At 37.4% G+C, this 18,255-nt stretch carries 17 protein-coding genes; all 17 read left to right on the forward strand.

Features of this window, described 5'->3' with window-relative positions; genetic code table 11:
- Positions 1–1,798: 1,798 nt before the first annotated feature.
- The 17 genes from B5F27_RS13445 (at position 1,799) to B5F27_RS13525 (ending at position 18,075) form a co-directional block, all read left to right on the forward strand.
- Positions 1,799–2,701, forward strand: coding sequence for a sugar phosphate nucleotidyltransferase (locus tag B5F27_RS13445; protein WP_087368532.1), 903 nt, complete (start codon positions 1,799–1,801; stop codon positions 2,699–2,701).
- A gap of 32 nt (positions 2,702–2,733) precedes the next feature.
- Positions 2,734–3,372 (forward strand): glycosyltransferase family 4 protein, encoded by a 639-nt coding sequence (locus tag B5F27_RS13450; protein ID WP_343214644.1) that lies wholly within the window; start codon positions 2,734–2,736, stop codon positions 3,370–3,372.
- 402 nt (positions 3,373–3,774) lie between these two features.
- The gene (locus B5F27_RS13455) at positions 3,775–5,025 is read left to right on the forward strand and encodes a nucleotide sugar dehydrogenase (protein WP_087368535.1); all 1,251 of its coding nucleotides are present in this window, start codon (positions 3,775–3,777) and stop codon (positions 5,023–5,025) included.
- A gap of 2 nt (positions 5,026–5,027) precedes the next feature.
- Positions 5,028–5,495 (forward strand): PssD/Cps14F family polysaccharide biosynthesis glycosyltransferase, encoded by a 468-nt coding sequence (pssD, locus tag B5F27_RS13460; protein WP_087368537.1) that lies wholly within the window; start codon positions 5,028–5,030, stop codon positions 5,493–5,495.
- Positions 5,495–5,956: a PssE/Cps14G family polysaccharide biosynthesis glycosyltransferase gene (pssE, locus tag B5F27_RS13465; protein ID WP_087368539.1), complete on the forward strand. Its 462-nt coding sequence runs from the start codon at positions 5,495–5,497 to the stop codon at positions 5,954–5,956. Before pssD ends, pssE begins: the two co-directional genes overlap by 1 nt.
- A complete protein-coding gene (locus B5F27_RS13470) occupies positions 5,949–6,818 on the forward strand; it encodes an ATP-grasp fold amidoligase family protein (protein ID WP_087368541.1) in 870 nt (289 codons plus the stop codon). Before pssE ends, B5F27_RS13470 begins: the two co-directional genes overlap by 8 nt.
- A gap of 20 nt (positions 6,819–6,838) precedes the next feature.
- Positions 6,839–7,900 carry a glycosyltransferase family 4 protein gene (locus B5F27_RS13475; protein ID WP_087368543.1) on the forward strand — a complete coding sequence of 354 codons (1,062 nt, stop codon included), beginning with the start codon at positions 6,839–6,841 and terminating at the stop codon, positions 7,898–7,900.
- The gene (locus tag B5F27_RS13480; protein WP_087368545.1) at positions 7,901–9,118 is read left to right on the forward strand and encodes an O-antigen ligase family protein; all 1,218 of its coding nucleotides are present in this window, start codon (positions 7,901–7,903) and stop codon (positions 9,116–9,118) included.
- The gene (locus B5F27_RS13485; protein WP_087368547.1) at positions 9,081–10,148 is read left to right on the forward strand and encodes an acyltransferase; all 1,068 of its coding nucleotides are present in this window, start codon (positions 9,081–9,083) and stop codon (positions 10,146–10,148) included. Before B5F27_RS13480 ends, B5F27_RS13485 begins: the two co-directional genes overlap by 38 nt.
- 1 nt (position 10,149) lies before the next feature.
- Positions 10,150–11,178, forward strand: coding sequence for an acyltransferase (locus tag B5F27_RS13490; protein ID WP_087368548.1), 1,029 nt, complete (start codon positions 10,150–10,152; stop codon positions 11,176–11,178).
- A complete protein-coding gene (locus B5F27_RS13495; protein WP_087368550.1) occupies positions 11,175–12,317 on the forward strand; it encodes a glycosyltransferase in 1,143 nt (380 codons plus the stop codon). Before B5F27_RS13490 ends, B5F27_RS13495 begins: the two co-directional genes overlap by 4 nt.
- Entirely contained in the window at positions 12,314–13,351 is a 1,038-nt protein-coding gene (locus B5F27_RS16600) for a DUF6625 family protein (RefSeq protein ID WP_144066534.1), read from the forward strand. Before B5F27_RS13495 ends, B5F27_RS16600 begins: the two co-directional genes overlap by 4 nt.
- A gap of 1 nt (position 13,352) precedes the next feature.
- Complete coding sequence (locus B5F27_RS13505; protein WP_158098252.1) at positions 13,353–14,366, forward strand: glycosyltransferase family 8 protein; 1,014 nt, start codon at positions 13,353–13,355, stop codon at positions 14,364–14,366.
- Positions 14,350–15,786 (forward strand): flippase, encoded by a 1,437-nt coding sequence (locus B5F27_RS13510; protein ID WP_087368556.1) that lies wholly within the window; start codon positions 14,350–14,352, stop codon positions 15,784–15,786. The genes B5F27_RS13505 and B5F27_RS13510 overlap by 17 nt, the downstream gene beginning before the upstream one ends.
- Positions 15,787–15,800: 14 nt before the next feature.
- Positions 15,801–16,871: an acyltransferase gene (locus tag B5F27_RS13515; protein ID WP_087368558.1), complete on the forward strand. Its 1,071-nt coding sequence runs from the start codon at positions 15,801–15,803 to the stop codon at positions 16,869–16,871.
- A gap of 196 nt (positions 16,872–17,067) precedes the next feature.
- Positions 17,068–17,292, forward strand: a complete 225-nt coding sequence (locus B5F27_RS17320; RefSeq protein WP_242962200.1) for a hypothetical protein — start codon at positions 17,068–17,070, stop codon at positions 17,290–17,292.
- A gap of 447 nt (positions 17,293–17,739) precedes the next feature.
- Entirely contained in the window at positions 17,740–18,075 is a 336-nt protein-coding gene (locus B5F27_RS13525; RefSeq protein ID WP_087368562.1) for a hypothetical protein, read from the forward strand.
- Positions 18,076–18,255 lie beyond the last annotated feature (180 nt).

Raw genomic sequence — 18,255 nt, forward strand, 5'->3', positions numbered from 1 at the left:
AATAAGTTCCGTGATTCATTGTGAAGCATATTCATCATCTCCACATTTATCATACCACTGCTGTACAGTGCGGCGGTGACTTCACTCTATTTTCTGGGTTTGCTCTAAAATGAGAGTCTGAGCTGGGGTAACATCGACAGCCAGGCCCCCACAAGGTGGTGAAAGGATGGTTGGAAGCTCGGGACTTATGTAATTCACCCCGGCTTTCTCTATGGCAAACCCCGGATTGACTTTCTGCTGAAGGTAAAAAGATGCACTCTGAGAGTCAACGGTGTCGGCTGCTTTCCAGACGAGCCTGTCGAACGGAGTGCGCACTCACAGGAACTGGCTCCGGCCAGCAGGCTGGGGTTATATGGAGGGCCATTGCAATCCAGGAGTGGATCATCAAGGCGTGGCCAAATGCAGCTACCTGTCCGGTTTTTAGTGAGGCTCTGGCTGCTTCAGAAGCAGCAGGGAGAAAGATCTTTTTTGTTCTGCTGTATGGGCATGGACATGTGGATCAGAGAGGAGGATAAAACAGAAAGCAGCCCTAAAAGACCACTTTAGAATAGCGACAGACAGAATCAGTTTTGGTGACTCTGCGGTGATCCAGTAGTGTTTCAAAATTGGCAATTTATACTTTATTTTTGAATTATATATATAACTTTTTGTTTGATAAGTTTGAAACTTATGAATGGCTTCATTTTATTCTACGATTTAAGTTTCTGTCCGAGTGCATTGATCTTACAACAAATGAACTAGATTTGATTGTATTACGTGGCTTTTATGAGCAAATTTGACATAATTTGACGAAATGAGGAGAAATATTTTTCGGAGATCAAAACGTGAAATCATGAAAAAGGGGCTTTTTCTATTGAACTTAACGTCACTTCATGATAAAATACAAAAGTACCAAATCTTTCCAATATATCCGTCCGTTTTTCCGGATACAGAGGTTTAGAAAATCAAAAATAAAGATAAAAATCGACCAAAGCCTATAGCAATCATAGGAACACAGGTCGATATAAATGACATATATATTAGAATACTTTATTTCTATTGGAAAGATGGAATATTCTGATCTATGATGAATGAATTGGTACTTCGATGGTTAATATGCACAGTAAATACAGATTGCACCTGTTCTTTCTTTGGAGAGGAAAAAACGGAGGCCAAAGAACATCAGTTGATGTACATTACCGTATTCTGTCTGACATAGATGATGAAAGCACGGACATGGATGGCTGTGTTTCTATATAGAAGGCAGAGGACTGACTTGATTTGTGTCACCTAACGCTACTAACACAGACCAAGCTCCGTCATAATCTTCTATGAGCGTTGGACAGTAGCCTTAGAAAACTGCTGGCCCTAGTCGCAAGTTCATTCCTACGACTGAAGTGGCTTCCTTACCAGAATTAGTGAGCGCGGTAATCTTAAGGCAGCTTTGAATCCAAATCATCAGAACTCTAATGCTGGAGATTCCCTTTATTGAAGAGATTCCCAAATGGAGAAAGTTTCGACACTGGGGCTGGATTACAGCTTTCATGTAGTGCTGGTGCGTGTGGTGGGCGGTATTTGTATACCTGACCATCCGATTTCTGGTTGAGCTATGAACTTGTGCTCAATTGCAGGGCTAAAAAGCTGAAAAGCTGGGGCCGACAACAATTGTCTTAAATGACGGCAGTCGGTTCTGGAACAGCTGCGAGAGGCACGAAAGGCTGCTTTCCAAACGCAACGAAGCGTATGAGGAGGGTAGCCTTTTATTTTGTGCTCTTTTAACAAGCTTAAAAATTTCGAATGAATTTGAGGGGAATACTGTATGAAAACAACGTTGCTCATTATGGCAGCTGGCATTGGTTCCCGCTTTGGCGGCGGCATCAAGCAGCTGGAGCCTGTGGATGAAAGTGGTCACATCATTATGGATTACTCCATCCATGATGCCATCGAAGCCGGCTTTAACCATGTGGTCTTTGTGATCCGCAAGGACATTGAGAAAGAATTTCGGGAGGTCATCGGGGACCGGATCGCTGCTGTATGTGCCGGTCACGGTGTAACCGTGGATTATGCCTTCCAGGACCTGCACGATATCCCCGGTCAGCTTCCGGAAGGCCGTACCAAACCCTGGGGCACCGGCCAGGCTGTGCTGGCTGCGAAAAAGGTTGTGGATACGCCCTTCATTGTGATCAATGCAGACGATTACTATGGCAAAGAGGGCTTCCGTGCGGTGCATGAATATCTGGTATCGGGCGGAGATGCCTGCATGGCAGGTTTTGTGCTGAAAAATACTCTGTCGGACAATGGCAGCGTTACCCGTGGTATCTGTGCGATGGACGCGGACAGCAACCTGACCAAAGTGGTGGAGACTAAAAACATCATCAAGACCGCTGAGGGCGCAGAAGCCGATGGCGTCAAACTGGATCTGGATTCTCTGGTGTCTATGAATATGTGGGGTTTGACGCCGGCTTTCTTAAATATGCTGGAAGAAGGATTTGCAGAGTTCTTCCAGAAGGAAGTCCCTGCCAATCCCCTCAAGGCCGAATATCTGATTCCCACTTTCATCGGTGAGCGGCTGGCTCAGGGCAAGATGAGCGTGAAGGTTCTCAAAACCAATGACACTTGGTATGGGATGACCTATAAGGAAGATGTGCCGGAAGTCAAGGAGAGTTTTCGGCAAATGCTGAAGGCAGGAGTTTATCAGCAAGATTTGTTTGCAGATTTGTAAAGCTCTGAAAAAATATAAGAGGGTTTGGTTTGGTGCAGGATAAAAAAAGATTAAGGATTGCGATGTTTGGCCATAAGCGAATTCCTTCGAGAGAAGGCGGCGTTGAAGTTGTAGTGGAAGAACTCGCAACCAGGATGGCAAAAGAAGGACATAGAGTGACATGCTACAATAGAGGTGGTCACCATGTAAGCGGAGCAGAGTTCGATACGCAAAATCAATCAGAATGCAAAGACGTGAAGATTAAGACGGTTCCAACCATTGAGAAAAAAGGCCTGGCGGCCGTGAGCGCCTCTTTCTTCGCAGCAATCTGCAGCGCATTTGGAAGATATGATGTGGTGCATATTCATGCCGAGGGTCCGGCATCTTTTTGCTGGCTGCCCCGATTGATGGGAAAAAAAGTGATTGTTACAGTACATGGCCTTGATTGGCAACGAGAAAAATGGAAAGGCGGTTTTGCCTCGAAGTATATCCATTTTGGAGAAAGAATGGCTGTTAAATGGGCAGATGAAATGATTGTACTGAGTAGGGAAATACAGAAGTATTTTAAAGATAACTATAACAGAAATACGGTATTTATTCCCAACGGTGTGACACGCCCTGAGAAAAAGAAAGCGGATTTGATTTCTCTGCAATTTGGACTGCAAAAAAATTCTTATCTGAATGCGGCATAATAGGAACAAGTCAGAGAGAACCGAGAGGTTACCTGATACTGTTCATATTTTCTTACCCGGAAAAGTGAGCAAAAAGCCCGTAGATAGGGCGTTTTTGGCCGACTTGAGGAGGGTAGTTATGCCGCAGCGGATAGACGAAAGTCTACCCGCTGTTCGTCGTGTTTGAGATGAAAAAAATTGAAAATCAGCACATGCCGGCAGAATGGCTACAGGATACGTGCCATAAGGCAAGATGGATTACCTTTAGTGTTGTTGAAATCAAAGATGGTTTCATGAGCAGTGGAGGTAAAGATAATACCCATAGTCCCGGAGTATCTATGGAAATTTGCTAAAAGATCCGCCTTTTCTCTAATCCGGGGAAAGTTCAAATAAAGTTAGAAGTTAATTGTTGGAGGAAGAATTATGGAGAAAAAATATACAATCGCGGTGGCTGGAACGGGTTATGTGGGCCTTTCCATTTCTGTGCTTCTGGCCCAGCATGAAAAAGTATTTGCGGTCGATATTGTTCCGTCTAAAGTCGAGATGGTGAACCAAAGAAAATCTCCAATCCAGGATGAATACATTGAAAAATACCTGGCAGAGAAAGACTTGGATTTGACCGCAACCCTCGACGCGGAGATGGCTTATAGCGCAGCTGATTTTGTGGTGATTGCGGCGCCGACAAACTATGATTCGTCCACCCAGCACTTTGATACTTCTGCTGTAGAGAATGTCATTGGACTGGTTATGAAATATAACCCCAACGCCATTATGGTCATTAAGAGCACTATCCCCGTTGGATATACAAAGAGTATCAGAGAAAAGACAGGCAGCAAAAATATTCTTTTCAGCCCTGAGTTTTTAAGAGAGTCCAAGGCCCTCTATGACAATCTGTACCCTTCCCGCATCATTGTGGGCACTGATATAGAGGACGAGCGTCTGGTAGAAGCAGCTCACACGTTTGCTGCACTTTTGCAGGAAGGCGCGATCAAGGAAAACATCGATACTCTGTTTATGGGGTTCACCGAAGCCGAAGCAGTAAAGTTGTTCGCCAATACGTATCTGGCACTGCGTGTGGCATATTTCAATGAACTCGATACCTACGCGGAGAGCAAGGGCCTCAACACCAAACAAATCATTGATGGTGTATGTCTGGACCCGCGCATCGGCAGCCACTACAATAATCCTTCCTTCGGATATGGCGGCTATTGCCTGCCAAAAGACACCAAACAACTGCTGGCCAACTATGAAGATGTGCCTGAAAATCTGATTCAGGCGATTGTGGAGAGCAACAGGACGAGGAAAGACTTTATTGCTGACCGTGTGTTGAAGCTTGCTGGTTATTACGACTATTACAGCCACGGCGATTATAGAGCAGATGAAGAAAAGAATTGTGTAATCGGCGTGTACCGTTTGACCATGAAAAGCAATTCTGATAATTTTCGTCAGAGTAGTATTCAGGGCGTTATGAAGCGAATTAAGGCAAAAGGTGCTACGGTTGTGATCTATGAACCGACACTGGAAGATGGAAGCACTTTCTTTGGTAGTGTTGTTGTGAATGACTTGGAGAAGTTCAAGCGTATGTCTCAAGCTATTATCGCGAATCGTTATGATATATGTCTAGATGATGTGAAAGAAAAAGTGTACACAAGGGATATTTTTCAGAGGGATTAAGAATGATGGGAAAGAAAAAAGTTTGTTTTGCTGCTTCATCTGGGGGACATTTTGAACAAATTTCTATGTTAAAACCCCTTATGGATGAGTATGACAGTATTGTAGTAACTGAGGCAACAGAATATAAAGCTTCAATCAAAGGTAAGAGGATGTATTACCTTCATCAGGTAAATCGTAAGGAGTGGACTCTCCCTGTTTGGATGATTACAAATGCATTTAAATCGCTTGTACTCGTTGTGAAAGAAAAACCGGATGTCATTATCACAACAGGTGTTCTTGCAATGATTCCGTTATGCTTAATTGCAAAGCTTTTTGGGAAAAAATTGGTTTACATAGAGTCTTTCGCTAAAATATACTCGCCTACTGAGACGGGAAAATTCTTATATAAATTTGCTGATCGGTTTTATGTACAGTGGAAGTCAATGAAGAAATTCTATCCGAACGCAATTTATCTCGGAGGGATTTACTGATGATTTTTGTCACATTAGGATCACAAAAATTCCAGTTTGACCGCTTACTGCAGGCTGTAGACGAACTGCAAACAGATGAAGAGATATTTGCGCAAATAGGGTATAGCGAATATAAACCAAAGCACTTCAAATACAAAAGGTTTTTAGACAGAGATGAATTTGATAAAATAATGGATTCATCGAATATAGTAATTACACACGGAGGAACAGGCGCGATAATCGGTGCAGTAAAAAAAGGTAAAAAAGTCATTGCAGTTCCAAGGCTGAAAAAATATGGTGAACATGTGGACGATCATCAGATTCAGCTTGTAAATCAATTTTCCGAATTGAACTTAATCTATCCGTGCATAGACTGCGATATTCAGAAAGCATTGGATACAGTTAAGAGAACTACATATGCAAGTTACAAAAGTAATACTGCCAGGATTATAAGAAGCTTAGAGGAGTTTATAAATGAATAATTTGCTTAAAAACGTCATATTACTTCCGTTTAATTTGTTATATAAAATTTCGCCAGAATGGGATTTAAAAATATTGTTTTTTTTAAAGCAACACTATGCGCTTGACTTAAAGAACCCCAAAACATATAACGAAAAGCTGCAATGGATTAAATTGTATGAGAAAAATCCTCTTATGACCAAATGTTGCGATAAATATGCTGTGAGAGAGTATGTAAAGCAACAGGGGTGTGAAGATATTTTAAATCATTTGATTTGGCAAGGATTTAATCCTGAAGAAATTCCATTTTCAGAACTGCCAAAAAAGTATGTGATTAAGGTTACACATGGCTCTACATTCAATATTATTCAGAATGGTGAGCTCCAAATAACTCAGAATGAAATAATAAGCAGATGTAGAAAATGGCTGAAGGCAAAATTCCTTCCGTGTTATGGTGAATGGTTTTACGGGGTTGAGCGACCAAGAGTAATTGTAGAAGATTTTATTGAAAGCGCAGATGATACTCAGCTTCGCGATTATAAAGTTTTTTGCTTTAATGGTCATCCTAAGATGATTCGTGTCGACACAGATCGATTTACTAATCACAAGATGGACTTTTTCGATTGCAAATGGAATCGTATAAACAATGCTGGAATGGGATATGAAATTTCAGGAAGAGCAATTGAAAAGCCAATTTGCATAAACCAGGTATTGGATTATGCAGCAAAGCTATCCGCACCATTCAAACACGCTAGAGTAGATTTCTACATTGTGAAAGATAAGATTTATTTCGGCGAAATTACTTTTACTAATGGGGCTGGTTTTGATAGATTTGCATCGTATGATTTTGACATTATGGTAGGCAATTGGTTGAATCTAGACTGAGTTCATAAGAAAGGGAATAAATGAAAATATTGATAGTTGGCCCTAGCCCCACTAGGTCAAAGGGTGGAATGGCGACGGTTATTGAAGAAATCGTGAATGATGAAAAGCTAAATAAGCAGTATGATATCGATGTATATGAATCTTATATTGATGGTAATATATTCGTAAGGATTTTTTATTCGTTTTTTGCTTTTATCAAATTTTGCTTAACTAAAAAAAATTACGATCTTTATCACGTGCATGTTGCATCTCGCGGAAGTACATTTCGGAAGGGATTGTATATAGACGTAATAAAAAAATGGAAAAAGAAAGTTATTCTACATATTCATGGGGCGCAATATCTATCTTTTTTTGATAGTATCTCCGTTCATAAACAAAAACGTGTAATTGAAATATTGAAAAACGCAGATTTGGTAATTGCTTTATCAGAATATTGGAAAAGTGCTTTTGAAGAAAAATTCAATTTAACGAACTGTCGTGTTCTAGAAAATGGTATTGACATGACGCGATTGGCTCCAGCTATTCAAGATTCGAGGCTACATCAAGAGGCTTTTTTGGCTCTTGGACGCATAGGACAGAGAAAGGGAACTTACGATTTAATTCGAGCCGTTGAGGTTGCTAGGAAGACCGTTCCTAATATTAAGTGCTACTTGGCTGGAGACGGTGATATAGATAAAGTAAGAAATCTGATCAAAAGTAAACATCTGGAAGATAATATACAGGTAGTTGGTTGGGCAAATTTTGAAAAGAAACTTGAACTGTTGAAAGCTGTTTCTACAGTGGTTTTGCCATCTTATGATGAAGGACTTCCTATGTCTATATTAGAGGGAATGGCATGTGGAAAGACAATCATTAGTACACCAGTAGGTGCAATTCCAGAGGTAGTCACAAAAGAAAATGGTATTCTCGTCCCTGTAGGGAATGTCAAAGCACTGAGTGAGGCAATGATTAGATGTTGCGTAGATGAAGCTATGATGAACAATGTTTCAAAAGAGAATATTGAAAAAATTAAAAATAATTATAGTATGGAATGTATGCACAAGAAATTGCTTGCGTTCTATCATGATTTGGAGGAAGCATAAATGAGCTATTATAGAGTTTATATTTGGCTTATAATGCTTAATTCATTTGTTTCGCTGATCAATAAATTGATTCCAAGCTCTATTCCGGCAGGAAAACTTGTGGGTTTCATGCAAGTATTTATATTATTGATGATATATGTTAGGAACTTGAAAAAAAAGGATGTGCTATTTTTATTTGGCCTTTTTTTTGTGGATGTCGTCATTCTAATACAAATTAAGGATTTGTCTATTGACTTAGAAAATGCGATGTTTCTGACGGCAACATGTTTGGCACTGTGGAAGTTTTCAGGAATAAAAGAAAGAATCATGCTAAGTAACGAAATTGAGTTAATGGGCAAAACGCTGTTCTATACAGCAAATTTTTTACTTTTCATTGTTTGTGCAGGATTATTAATTTCATCGAATTGGTTTTTTGTAAATGGACAAAGAGTGTACTATGGTTTTTGCGATTCAGGGCATAAACTTTCAGGAAATTTGTGTTTAATTGCCACAGTGTATTTATGTTACTTTAAGAATAGGCAGCTAAAGTTAATAGATTTACTGTACTTCCTTTTGCCGTTTGCCTTGCTATCAGTGACTGGAAGCAGAACCTATATGGTTTCTTTTTTAGTTTTTTTGATTGTTTTATATCTTTTGAAATTACGGTCATATAAATTTAAACAGCTCCTTGTGCCTTGCCTCCTGGTGGGGATAATATATTTCCTTTTGAACAGTTCAATACTGCAACGGTTTGTGTTAATGGGAGAGAATCAATACATTTCCGATAATTTTTGGGAAGCAACTAGCAGCGGAAGATTGATCTGGTGGAAAATAGACATAGAATCTTTCTTACAAGCAAATATATGGGAAAAATTGTTTGGTAGAGGATTTACGTTCCTATATAATTTGAATGAAAGGCTGTACGGGTTGAGAATTAGTGCTCATAATGATTTCCTCACACTACTCCTGTCAACAGGATTAGTAGGAATGCTGGGATATTGTGTCGTTTTAAAAGAATGGTTTTTCAAAAAAGATATTAGTGGCAAAATTACACCAATTACTGTTGCGTTGGTTATAACGGCATATCTTTGGAACGCGATGATAAGTGGCGTTTATGGGGCACAGCAATATATGAACGCCAACATATTGTTGTCTGTAGTTTTATTAAATCCATTCTCGGTTAGAAAGAAGCAGGTTAAACATGGAAGAGATTTACTCCTTGACCAGAGAGGAATCTAATAGATTTTCTGATATAAAGCTTGTCAGTATGCTATTAGTTGTACTTATTCATATGTCAAGTGGCACGGGAATGAGCACAGTGGCTGATTTTGTGATTTGGGTAATAGCACAAATTGTGGCACGATCAGCTGTTCCTTGCTTTTTTGTATTATCTGCCATTTTGCTGTACCGAAAAAAATTCAAATGGACGGATAACATTAAAAAGAAATTTAAAACATTAGTAATTCCATTTGTTTTCTGGAATTCATTATGGCTTGTGTTTTTTTGGGTGGCACAAAAAATTCCACAGCTGGATATGTTTTTTTCTAATCCAGAAAACAGAGTAGGAGATTTTTCCTTTTGGGATTGGGTTGATGCATATTTGGCTATTTTTGAGAGGAGCAAACCATTTGTATATCCACTATGGTTCATAAAAGATTTATTTGTTTTGAATTTACTTTCGTATGTAATTAAGAAAATCGCTGATAGGATACCCAAAATAACTTTAATTATTGTTCTGGCAATGTATTTTTGCCGAATCAACCTTAGGTTTATTGAGACACAAAGTATCCTGTTTTTTTTGCTGGGATATTACGTTGTGAAATATAACGTCCGGATTGAAACTATTAATCAGAAAATTAGATCTATCCATATTATTGAATATGGTATAGCGGTTTTATTATTGGCGATATTGGAATTCTTTTTCCAAAGTGATATTTATATAATACATGAATCGGTTATTATTTGCGGCGTTTTTATCATGTTTTCTAAAGTCAATATTATGAATCACTTGCACAGTAAGAAACAAAAAAGAGTATTAAAATATTGTGAAGCTAAGACTTTTTTTGTGTTCTGTGCTCACGAATGGACGTTACTCTTTTTGAGAAAACTGGTAGAAAAGATTGTACCATATAGTCAAGGATTTGTTTTGTTAAGCTTTTTTGCGATTCCAGTTTTGGTATGTTTTGGATTAATTATTTTGGGTGGTGCCATAGAGAAAGTAAGTCCTGACTTGTATAATATAATAACTGGATCAAGGAGGGCAAGTTAACATGAAAGAAAATGTAACTTTAAATATGGCCGGAAGGCGAATAGTTTGGTTAGATGTATTAAAAGGGATCTGTATGTTATGCACAATGATCGGACACTTTCCCTTCTTTCCAGATAACGTCGCAACGTGCTATGCACCCTTTTTCCTGTCAGCCTTTCTTTTTGCGTCAGGATATACTTTCCACTTGGAAAATTCATTTATATCCTTCCTTTATAAAAAAGTAAGAACAATTTTATTGCCATGGTTTTGGATGGGAATGTTAACAATTGTATCGAGATTGATACTGTCGTTTAATGTCCATGGGGGGGGGATTTCCTCCCAATTGATGGATTTTTTCCTTCAAATAAGAGGAAAGGGAGATGAAGGATGGTTTTTTGTATGTCTATTTGGTTCAGAAATTGTATTTTATCTCATAGTACTTTTAGCAAGAAGCACAAATAGAATTGCATTGGTGTCATTTATTGTAAGCTTAATAAGTGTTGCGTTTTCATTACTAACAAATGATATGAGGTTACCATGGCATATTCAAATGTGGGGTTCCTCTTGTTTCTTTTTAAGTATGGGATATCTTATTCACCAACATGAAAAAGAGAGCACAATAAAGATTATGAATGAAAAATACCTTCCATTAAGTATCTGCTTGTACATTATATGTTTTGCTTTTGACCGATACTGTATTGGAGGAAACGCTATAACATTCTACTATTATGGAAATAGTATTCTTATGTATTATTTGCTTTCTATTATTTCTGTATGGATGATTATTTTATTTGCAAAGTCTGTAAAACCTTGTAAATGGTTAGTGTTTGTTGGGAAGAACACATTACTATATTATGGATTGCATGGGAAAGTTGGAAGTGCTTTTACTTTTATTGTTAGGAAAACGATTGGAGATAATTTGAGTGATATTACTTCAATCGTTGTGGGAATAATTGGACTGCTGTTTATTGTGTTAACATTAATGCCTGTTGTATATATTATTAACGCAAAATTTGGCTTTTTGCTTGGAAAGAAGGTAAGACGGAATTGAAGAAAATTTTACAAATTGTATCTGCATGGGGAAGTGGAGGAGTGGAAAGATATATTACGAATTTTCAAAAATACATGGAAAATGATTACCAGTATGTGGTTTTGCCACTGCGTCCAACAAAGAGCAAAGCAATTTTTACAGATGAGTTCGACAAGTATGGAGGATGTGTTTTAGATGCACCCGTAAATATTGGCGCAACACCGATTCACCGGCTAAAAAATAGAATGCTTACTGTTTTGAAATACGTTCAGGAGATCTCATGTGAAATTGTCCATATTAATGGGACAACAGCGGATATTTTACTTTATTGCTGGCTAATTAAAAGAACTTTTCCGGGTGTTAAGGTTGTTGTACATTGTCATGGAGATAGTGTTGACCCTCCGCATAAAGGTTTAAAACTATTTGTGCATCGAATGATGAAAAACATTGGGTTGCATAAACCTGATTATTGTTTGGGGTGTTCCGAACGAGCTATTACATGGATGTTTTCATCTAATATACTAAATAAATGCCCACATAAAGTTGTATACTGTGGAATAGAGGCCGATGCATTTAAGTTTTCTATAGAAAATCGTAAAAAGGTGAGAAAAGAACTAGAGTGCCCAGAAGGAACTCTGTTAATCGGAACAGTTGGCCGTATGTCATCGCAAAAAAATCCGATGTTTATTTTAGACATTTTGAACCAACTAAAGATCAACAAAATAAAGTATAAGTTTTTATGGATAGGAACGGGTGCATTAGAAGAGGCGGTGAAAAAAAGAGCAACGGATTTAAAAATTGAAGACAATATAATATTTTATGGTGTATGTAACAATACATCTCTTATGTACTCTGCTATGGATGTTTTTATACTTCCTTCGCTGTATGAAGGAAATCCAATTGTTGGCTTTGAGGCCCAAGCCAGTGGACTGCCATGTTTTTTTTCAGATAATATTGTTAAAGAAGCACAGGCTACCGACTATGTATACTTTTTGCCGATTGAGAATACTGCAGATATATGGGCTAAATCAATTGAAACCTGTGCTCTAAATTATCACAGGGAGGATGCAAAGAAAAAAATCATCGAGGCTGGACAAAACTCGAAAGAGTGCGCTGAAAAAATGATGAAAATATATAAATTTGTTGAGGAAAGCAGATGAAAAAAATAGGATTACTAATTCCTTATTTCGGAAACTTACCAAACTACTTTAGTCTTTGGCTTGAGTCCGCAGAAAAAAACAAAATAATAGATTTTATTATTCTAACTGATAACAATATTAAATCTAATAGCCCAAACATTAAGATTGTTAAATGCACGTTTAAAGAAGTTGTAAATAAGATTCAAAATAAATTCTCGTTTAAAATCGCTATTCAGGAACCATATGACTTGTGTACATTCAAACCTGCTTACGGATATATTTTTGAAGAACTTTTGAATGAATATGATTTTTGGGGACACTGTGATGTCGACTTGATTTTTGGCGATTTAAGTAAATTCATTACTGATGAGATTCTTCAAAAGAATGAAAAAATTTTTTCGCATGGACATTTGTGTCTGTACAAGAACTCTTTATCTGTAAACAGACTGTTTGAGTTAAAACGCTTGGATTGCATTTACTATAAAGATGCATTTAGTTGCAGGAAAATTTGGAATAATTTTGATGAGTATCCGTATGGCGTTTCAAGAATAGCTAAGCAATGCAAATTAAAAGTGTATGAGGCACCCGTTTTTGCAGATCTTGATGTCTTCTTTTATACTTTTCGAAAAATATATACTTATCTTGATGAAACTGATGATACTGTTGATGTTAAACAATATTTTGCTTGGGAAAATGGTAAACTATTTGATGTTGTTCTTACCAATGAAGGAGAGAATAGGACCGAGATTGCATATGTACATTTTCAAAAAAGGAAGATGGATACATGTTACCTAAGTCGTCTAGGAAATTCGTTTTTAATAGCCCCCAACATATTTCTTCCAGTGGAGCTAAAACAAGAAGCAATTGAAAGAGCTTCGTCTGTTCAACTTAATATGGCATATGCTGAAAAAATTAAAAGCGATAGAAAGCAGTCAAGGATAACTTGGAAAGATAAACTCTTTTCTATCCAACGGTGGAAAAGAAAAGCCTTTCTTTTGAAAATGAAGTATTTATACCATGTTGAACCTTATCATTTTATTCGTGGAGGGTTTTGATATGAGACCGATTTATATATGTCTTGCCGCGGATGATAATTATGCACAATTGGCTTCGGTTGCAATAGCATCTGTTATAAAGTCAAATATGCAGGCGCCCATCGAATTCTTTATATTAGACAGTGGCATTTCTTGTAAGAATAAAGAAATATTGAACAAACAGGTAAAAGATAAAGGAAAAGAGATTTCGTTTATTAGTGTAATTGATAAGCTTGAAAAGCTAAAAGAAATTGGAGTCAATTCACAGGGATATTATCACTCCTTTGCTGCCTATGCAAGATTTTATGTGATTGACATTTTGCCCAATTATATTGATAAACTTTTATACATTGATTGTGATACATGTGTGTGTGAATCGCTACAAAAACTATTTGAAATTAATTTACGAGATAATTTGCTCGGTGCGGTTATTGATATATTACCGAATTTTCATAAAAAAGCCATAGGATTTGATGATTCTGACTTATACTTTAATTCCGGGGTTCTTTTGTTTAATGTAAAAAAGTGGAAAGAAGATAATATGTTGAAAAGAATTGAAGAGCATATGATAAGAATGCGGTGCAAATATTCTTTTCATGATCAAGACATTATCAATATTGTTTGCAAGGGTTATATCTTGCCAATCGCTCCTTGTTACATGGTTTTCCTGCCGGAATATAGTTGGGGAGTTAAGGGCATTTTACAACTTACAAATCTCAGTAAAGAGGCATATTATACGGAAATACAAATAGCAAATGCATTTAATAAGCCAGCGATAATTCATTATGTTGAAACTGTTTTCGGACGCCCATGGTACAACTCATGTAAAAGCCGTTACTTTGAAAAGTGGTTCAATGCGTTTAGAGAATCGCCATTTTCTGAATCATTTGAATATGTTGAAAGGAAAATATCTTTAAGACATCGAATGTTGGAGATGGCATATTACCTTTTTCCAAGAAGATGCTTCATTGCGCTATATAAAAAAAGAAAAGACAAAGTTTTGCTGGAGCGTGAAATAAATGCAAAAAAGCAATAGTTTAACAGTTAATTATTTGTACAATGTAGTATATAAGGTACTAACACTAATTACACCGTTGATAACAACGCCATATGTTTCTCGTGTACTAGGGGTTGAAAATATTGGTATATATAACTATACATATTCAGTTGTAAGCTATTTCGTTCTCTTTGGCGTTTTAGGTTATCAAATGTATGGACAGAGAGAAATTGCATATACAAATAGAGATTTGAAGAAAAGAACGGAAACCTTTTGGGAAATTGTATGGAGTAGAGCATGCAATGTTATACTTGTTACAACGATCTATTTGATATTTGCAATAAACTCCGCCTATCGATTGATTTATACTATATTTATCTTGGAATTAATCGCAAATGCAATTGACATCTCGTGGTATTATTATGGAGCAGAAAAATTCAAAACAATTACAATACGTAATATTTTGGTGAAATTGATCGGTATATTGTGCATTTTTTTCTTTGTGAGAAATGAAGGTCAGTTATTCATTTATGTGTTTTGTCATGTAATTGTTCTTCTAATTGGGAATATTACATTATGGATTGACATAAAAAAGGAAATAAACACTTTTATTGGCCCAGCAAAGAACTCTTTTCGACACTTTAAACCGGCAGTGATCTTTTTTATTCCTCAATGCTTAGATTCGATTTATATGCTAATGGACAAGGTCATGCTTGGAAACATGTCGAGTATGATTCAAGTAGGCTTATATGGGCAGGCTGATAAAATTATAAAAATGGTTGTCACGGTTATCACGTCTTTGGGGTTAGTTGTGAGTCCTAGAATTGCTCAATGTTACGCAATTGGGGACGAAAAAACATTGAAAAAATATATGTACAAATCATTTGGGTTTGTTTTTGTTATAGGTATACCAATGATGTTTGGATTGGTAGGTGTGTCGAAAAATTTTTCATCTTGGTTTTTTGGCCTGGAGTATGATGGAGTAGAAACCCTTATGTCGCTGATGTCACCAATTGTTGTTTTTATGGGGCTGAATAGCGTAATGGGATGGCAATATATGATGACGGTTGGAAGAGAAAAAGATTTCATTAAGTCCGTAGCAGCAGGTGCCGTTGTAAATTTTATTCTGAATTCAATCTTAATTGGAAAATATGATGCAATTGGTGCAGTGATTGCTTCTGTCTTATCAATGTTTATAATGTCCTGTATAAATTTTAAAATGATCAGTGACATAATTAATGTGAAAAAAGTTTTTGCGTTGGCATTGCGTCCCTTTATATGCGGTGCGCTGATGCTATGTGCTATTACATTTATAGCTAAGTTCATAAATGATGTTTTGATAGGTACTTTAATTCAGTGTGCGTCTGGAGTTATCATTTATTTTTTGTTGGAAATTCTTGCTAATGACAAAGTGTTTAAAGAGTATATTGTTGACATCCTTTCCTTTTTTAAAAAATAATTGGAGATTTACTAATGAATGATGATCGAAGAAATTATGGCATTGACCTTTTAAAAGTATTCATGATGTTCCTAATAGTATGTGGACATGTCATTTGGCATGGAAATATTTGGAGTAAAACTGTATCATATAATCAGTTTGTTGTGACGGGTGAAATTGTTAGAATTATAGATATTATATCTTCATGTGCAGTAAACTGTTACGCAATGACTACAGGGTATTTGCTATTTGATTCATCTTGCAATAAAAAGAAAATACTTGCACATTGGAGACAAGTTGAGACATATTCTGTTCTCTGCTTCTTTTTCATAGGTACTTCAATTGATTTTTCTGTAAAAAATATGATTTCAAGCTTTTTCCCAATTGCGAGAAATCAATATTGGTATTTTACATCTTATTTCATTGTGTACCTATTGGCCCCTTACATTAATAAAATGCTTAAAAATCTGAATAAGAAAGAGTTTTCCATTTTGGTATTTGGGGAGATTATCTTTTTATCAGTGGTTCCTACACTTGTTACAACAGACGTTTTTTCATTGAACAGGGGGTATTCTCCATGGTGGATGATTGTTTTGTATACGATAGGTGCTTATATAAAACGGTTCAAAACCGAATTATCGCTTAATATACGTTATATTATAATGTTCTTAATTATCCTCCTTGTTTTATCATATGTGATGGAAAAAATTGGTGAATTAATGTGTACGAGTTTCTTGGCAGAGCAATTGAATATTAGGGATATTGTTGTGGGTTATACAAAAACTCTGACAGTATTTGAGAGTTTGGCTACCTTTCTCATTTTTGAAAATATAATAATAAGCTCAAATGTCCTAAAAAAATGGATTTCGATAATCGCAAAGGCAACTTTTGGAGTATATTTATTTCACGATAATATATATATAAGGCAAGCGTATTCAAATATGCTTGATTCTTTTTTTTGGGGGGGTAGGATCTGCTGCCTTGTTAGCAATCAGTTTGTTTATGCTTGGAGTGGTTATCGAGTTATTGAGGACATATATAGTAAAAAAAATGAACTCCATTTGCACAAAACAGTAAATTGTTTGGTGTGGCGGATTGCCAAGTGAAGTGCAACACTTTTTGAAAGAAGGCCTCATAAGGAGTGAGCCAGCCAAGGCATTTGCGGGGCCTGAGATTGAGCAAAGCACAGAAAGTGTCAAGATCAGCTTCGGAGACATCGTCCAAGGAATGGCGCTTGGGAATAAACTGCCGGAGTAGGCCGTTTGTGTTCTCCACCGTGGGTTTCTCCCAAGGGGAATGTGGATGGGCAAAATAGACCGGGACCCCGAGGTCCTGTTCCATTTGCTGACTTTGAATGAACTCTCTGCCTTGGTCAAGGGTTACGGTTTCAATTTTTTTGCCGGTGCTCTTGAGCATGGCCACCAGCTTTTCCCGGACGGTAGTGGCGTCCATCCGGTCCACTTTGCCAGTCAGCAGGAACCGGCTGCGCCTGTCTGTGGCGGTTACAATGGCTGCCGGGCCTTTTGAACCCACAATCGTGTCCGCTTCGAAATCTCCACTTCTCGTGCGTTCGTTCGCTTCCTGCGGTCTGTCCGAAATGGAACGACGAAAGCATGCCTTGTTCTTTTTGTTCGCCTTTCAGATCTTTTTGTACTTAATTCGCAGATAAACCCGCAAGGTGTCTCGCAACAGACCGTTATCCAGAGCACAGTAAATCGTAGAAGTGCTGACGTGGCGTGCAGATAGGGCTGGGGTGGCGATTCTTGCAAATATGCGAATGAAATTATAAAATCGTATGTCTTATAATAGATATTGTGAAAATTCGCATAGATATAGGATATAGTTAAGTTTATGATGATTATTTGAATATATAAAAATTAATTGCAATATTATAAAGTTATAATCAATGATTGATATTTCGCTTCTAATCCGCTATACTTAAAGCAATAAAACTATAATTAGGAGCGTGATCCCATGCCTCGTCCGAAAGGTTCCAAGAACAAGAAGAAAGCTGCCACTGTAAATGTAGACTATGCAACGCAGATTTCTGAAAAACAGGCTGCTAAAGCTGACCTTATCCAACAGATCGAGTCCAAAACTGAGGAATTGGCTGCATTGAAGACCGAGTTGAAAACACTCAACGCCCAAGTGAAGTTGCTGGATAAGGAAATTGCCAAGCTGGAGACTGCCCAGGCTGCACACGAAGCGGCAGAAGCTGAGGCAGCCCAAAAAGCCGAACTTGAAGAAGTACTGAAAAAGCTCATGGCTGATGGTATGAGCACGCAGGAAATTATGGATAAACTCAAATAATAGGTTTCTTAGTTCACATAAGATGCCAGCAGATGTTCTGCTTCATGCAGATGTCGGCTGGCATTTTAATAGTAACCGCTCCATAATCCCCCGACTGTAAAAAAGTACTGACCTGTGAGAAAATAAGAGAAAGTATCAAAAGTCTTAGAAGTCTTAGAAATCTGAGAAGTCTCGCAGGGG

It is taken from the genome of Faecalibacterium sp. An192, from assembly GCF_002160175.1.
Taxonomy (GTDB): Bacteria; Bacillota; Clostridia; order Oscillospirales; family Ruminococcaceae; genus Faecalibacterium.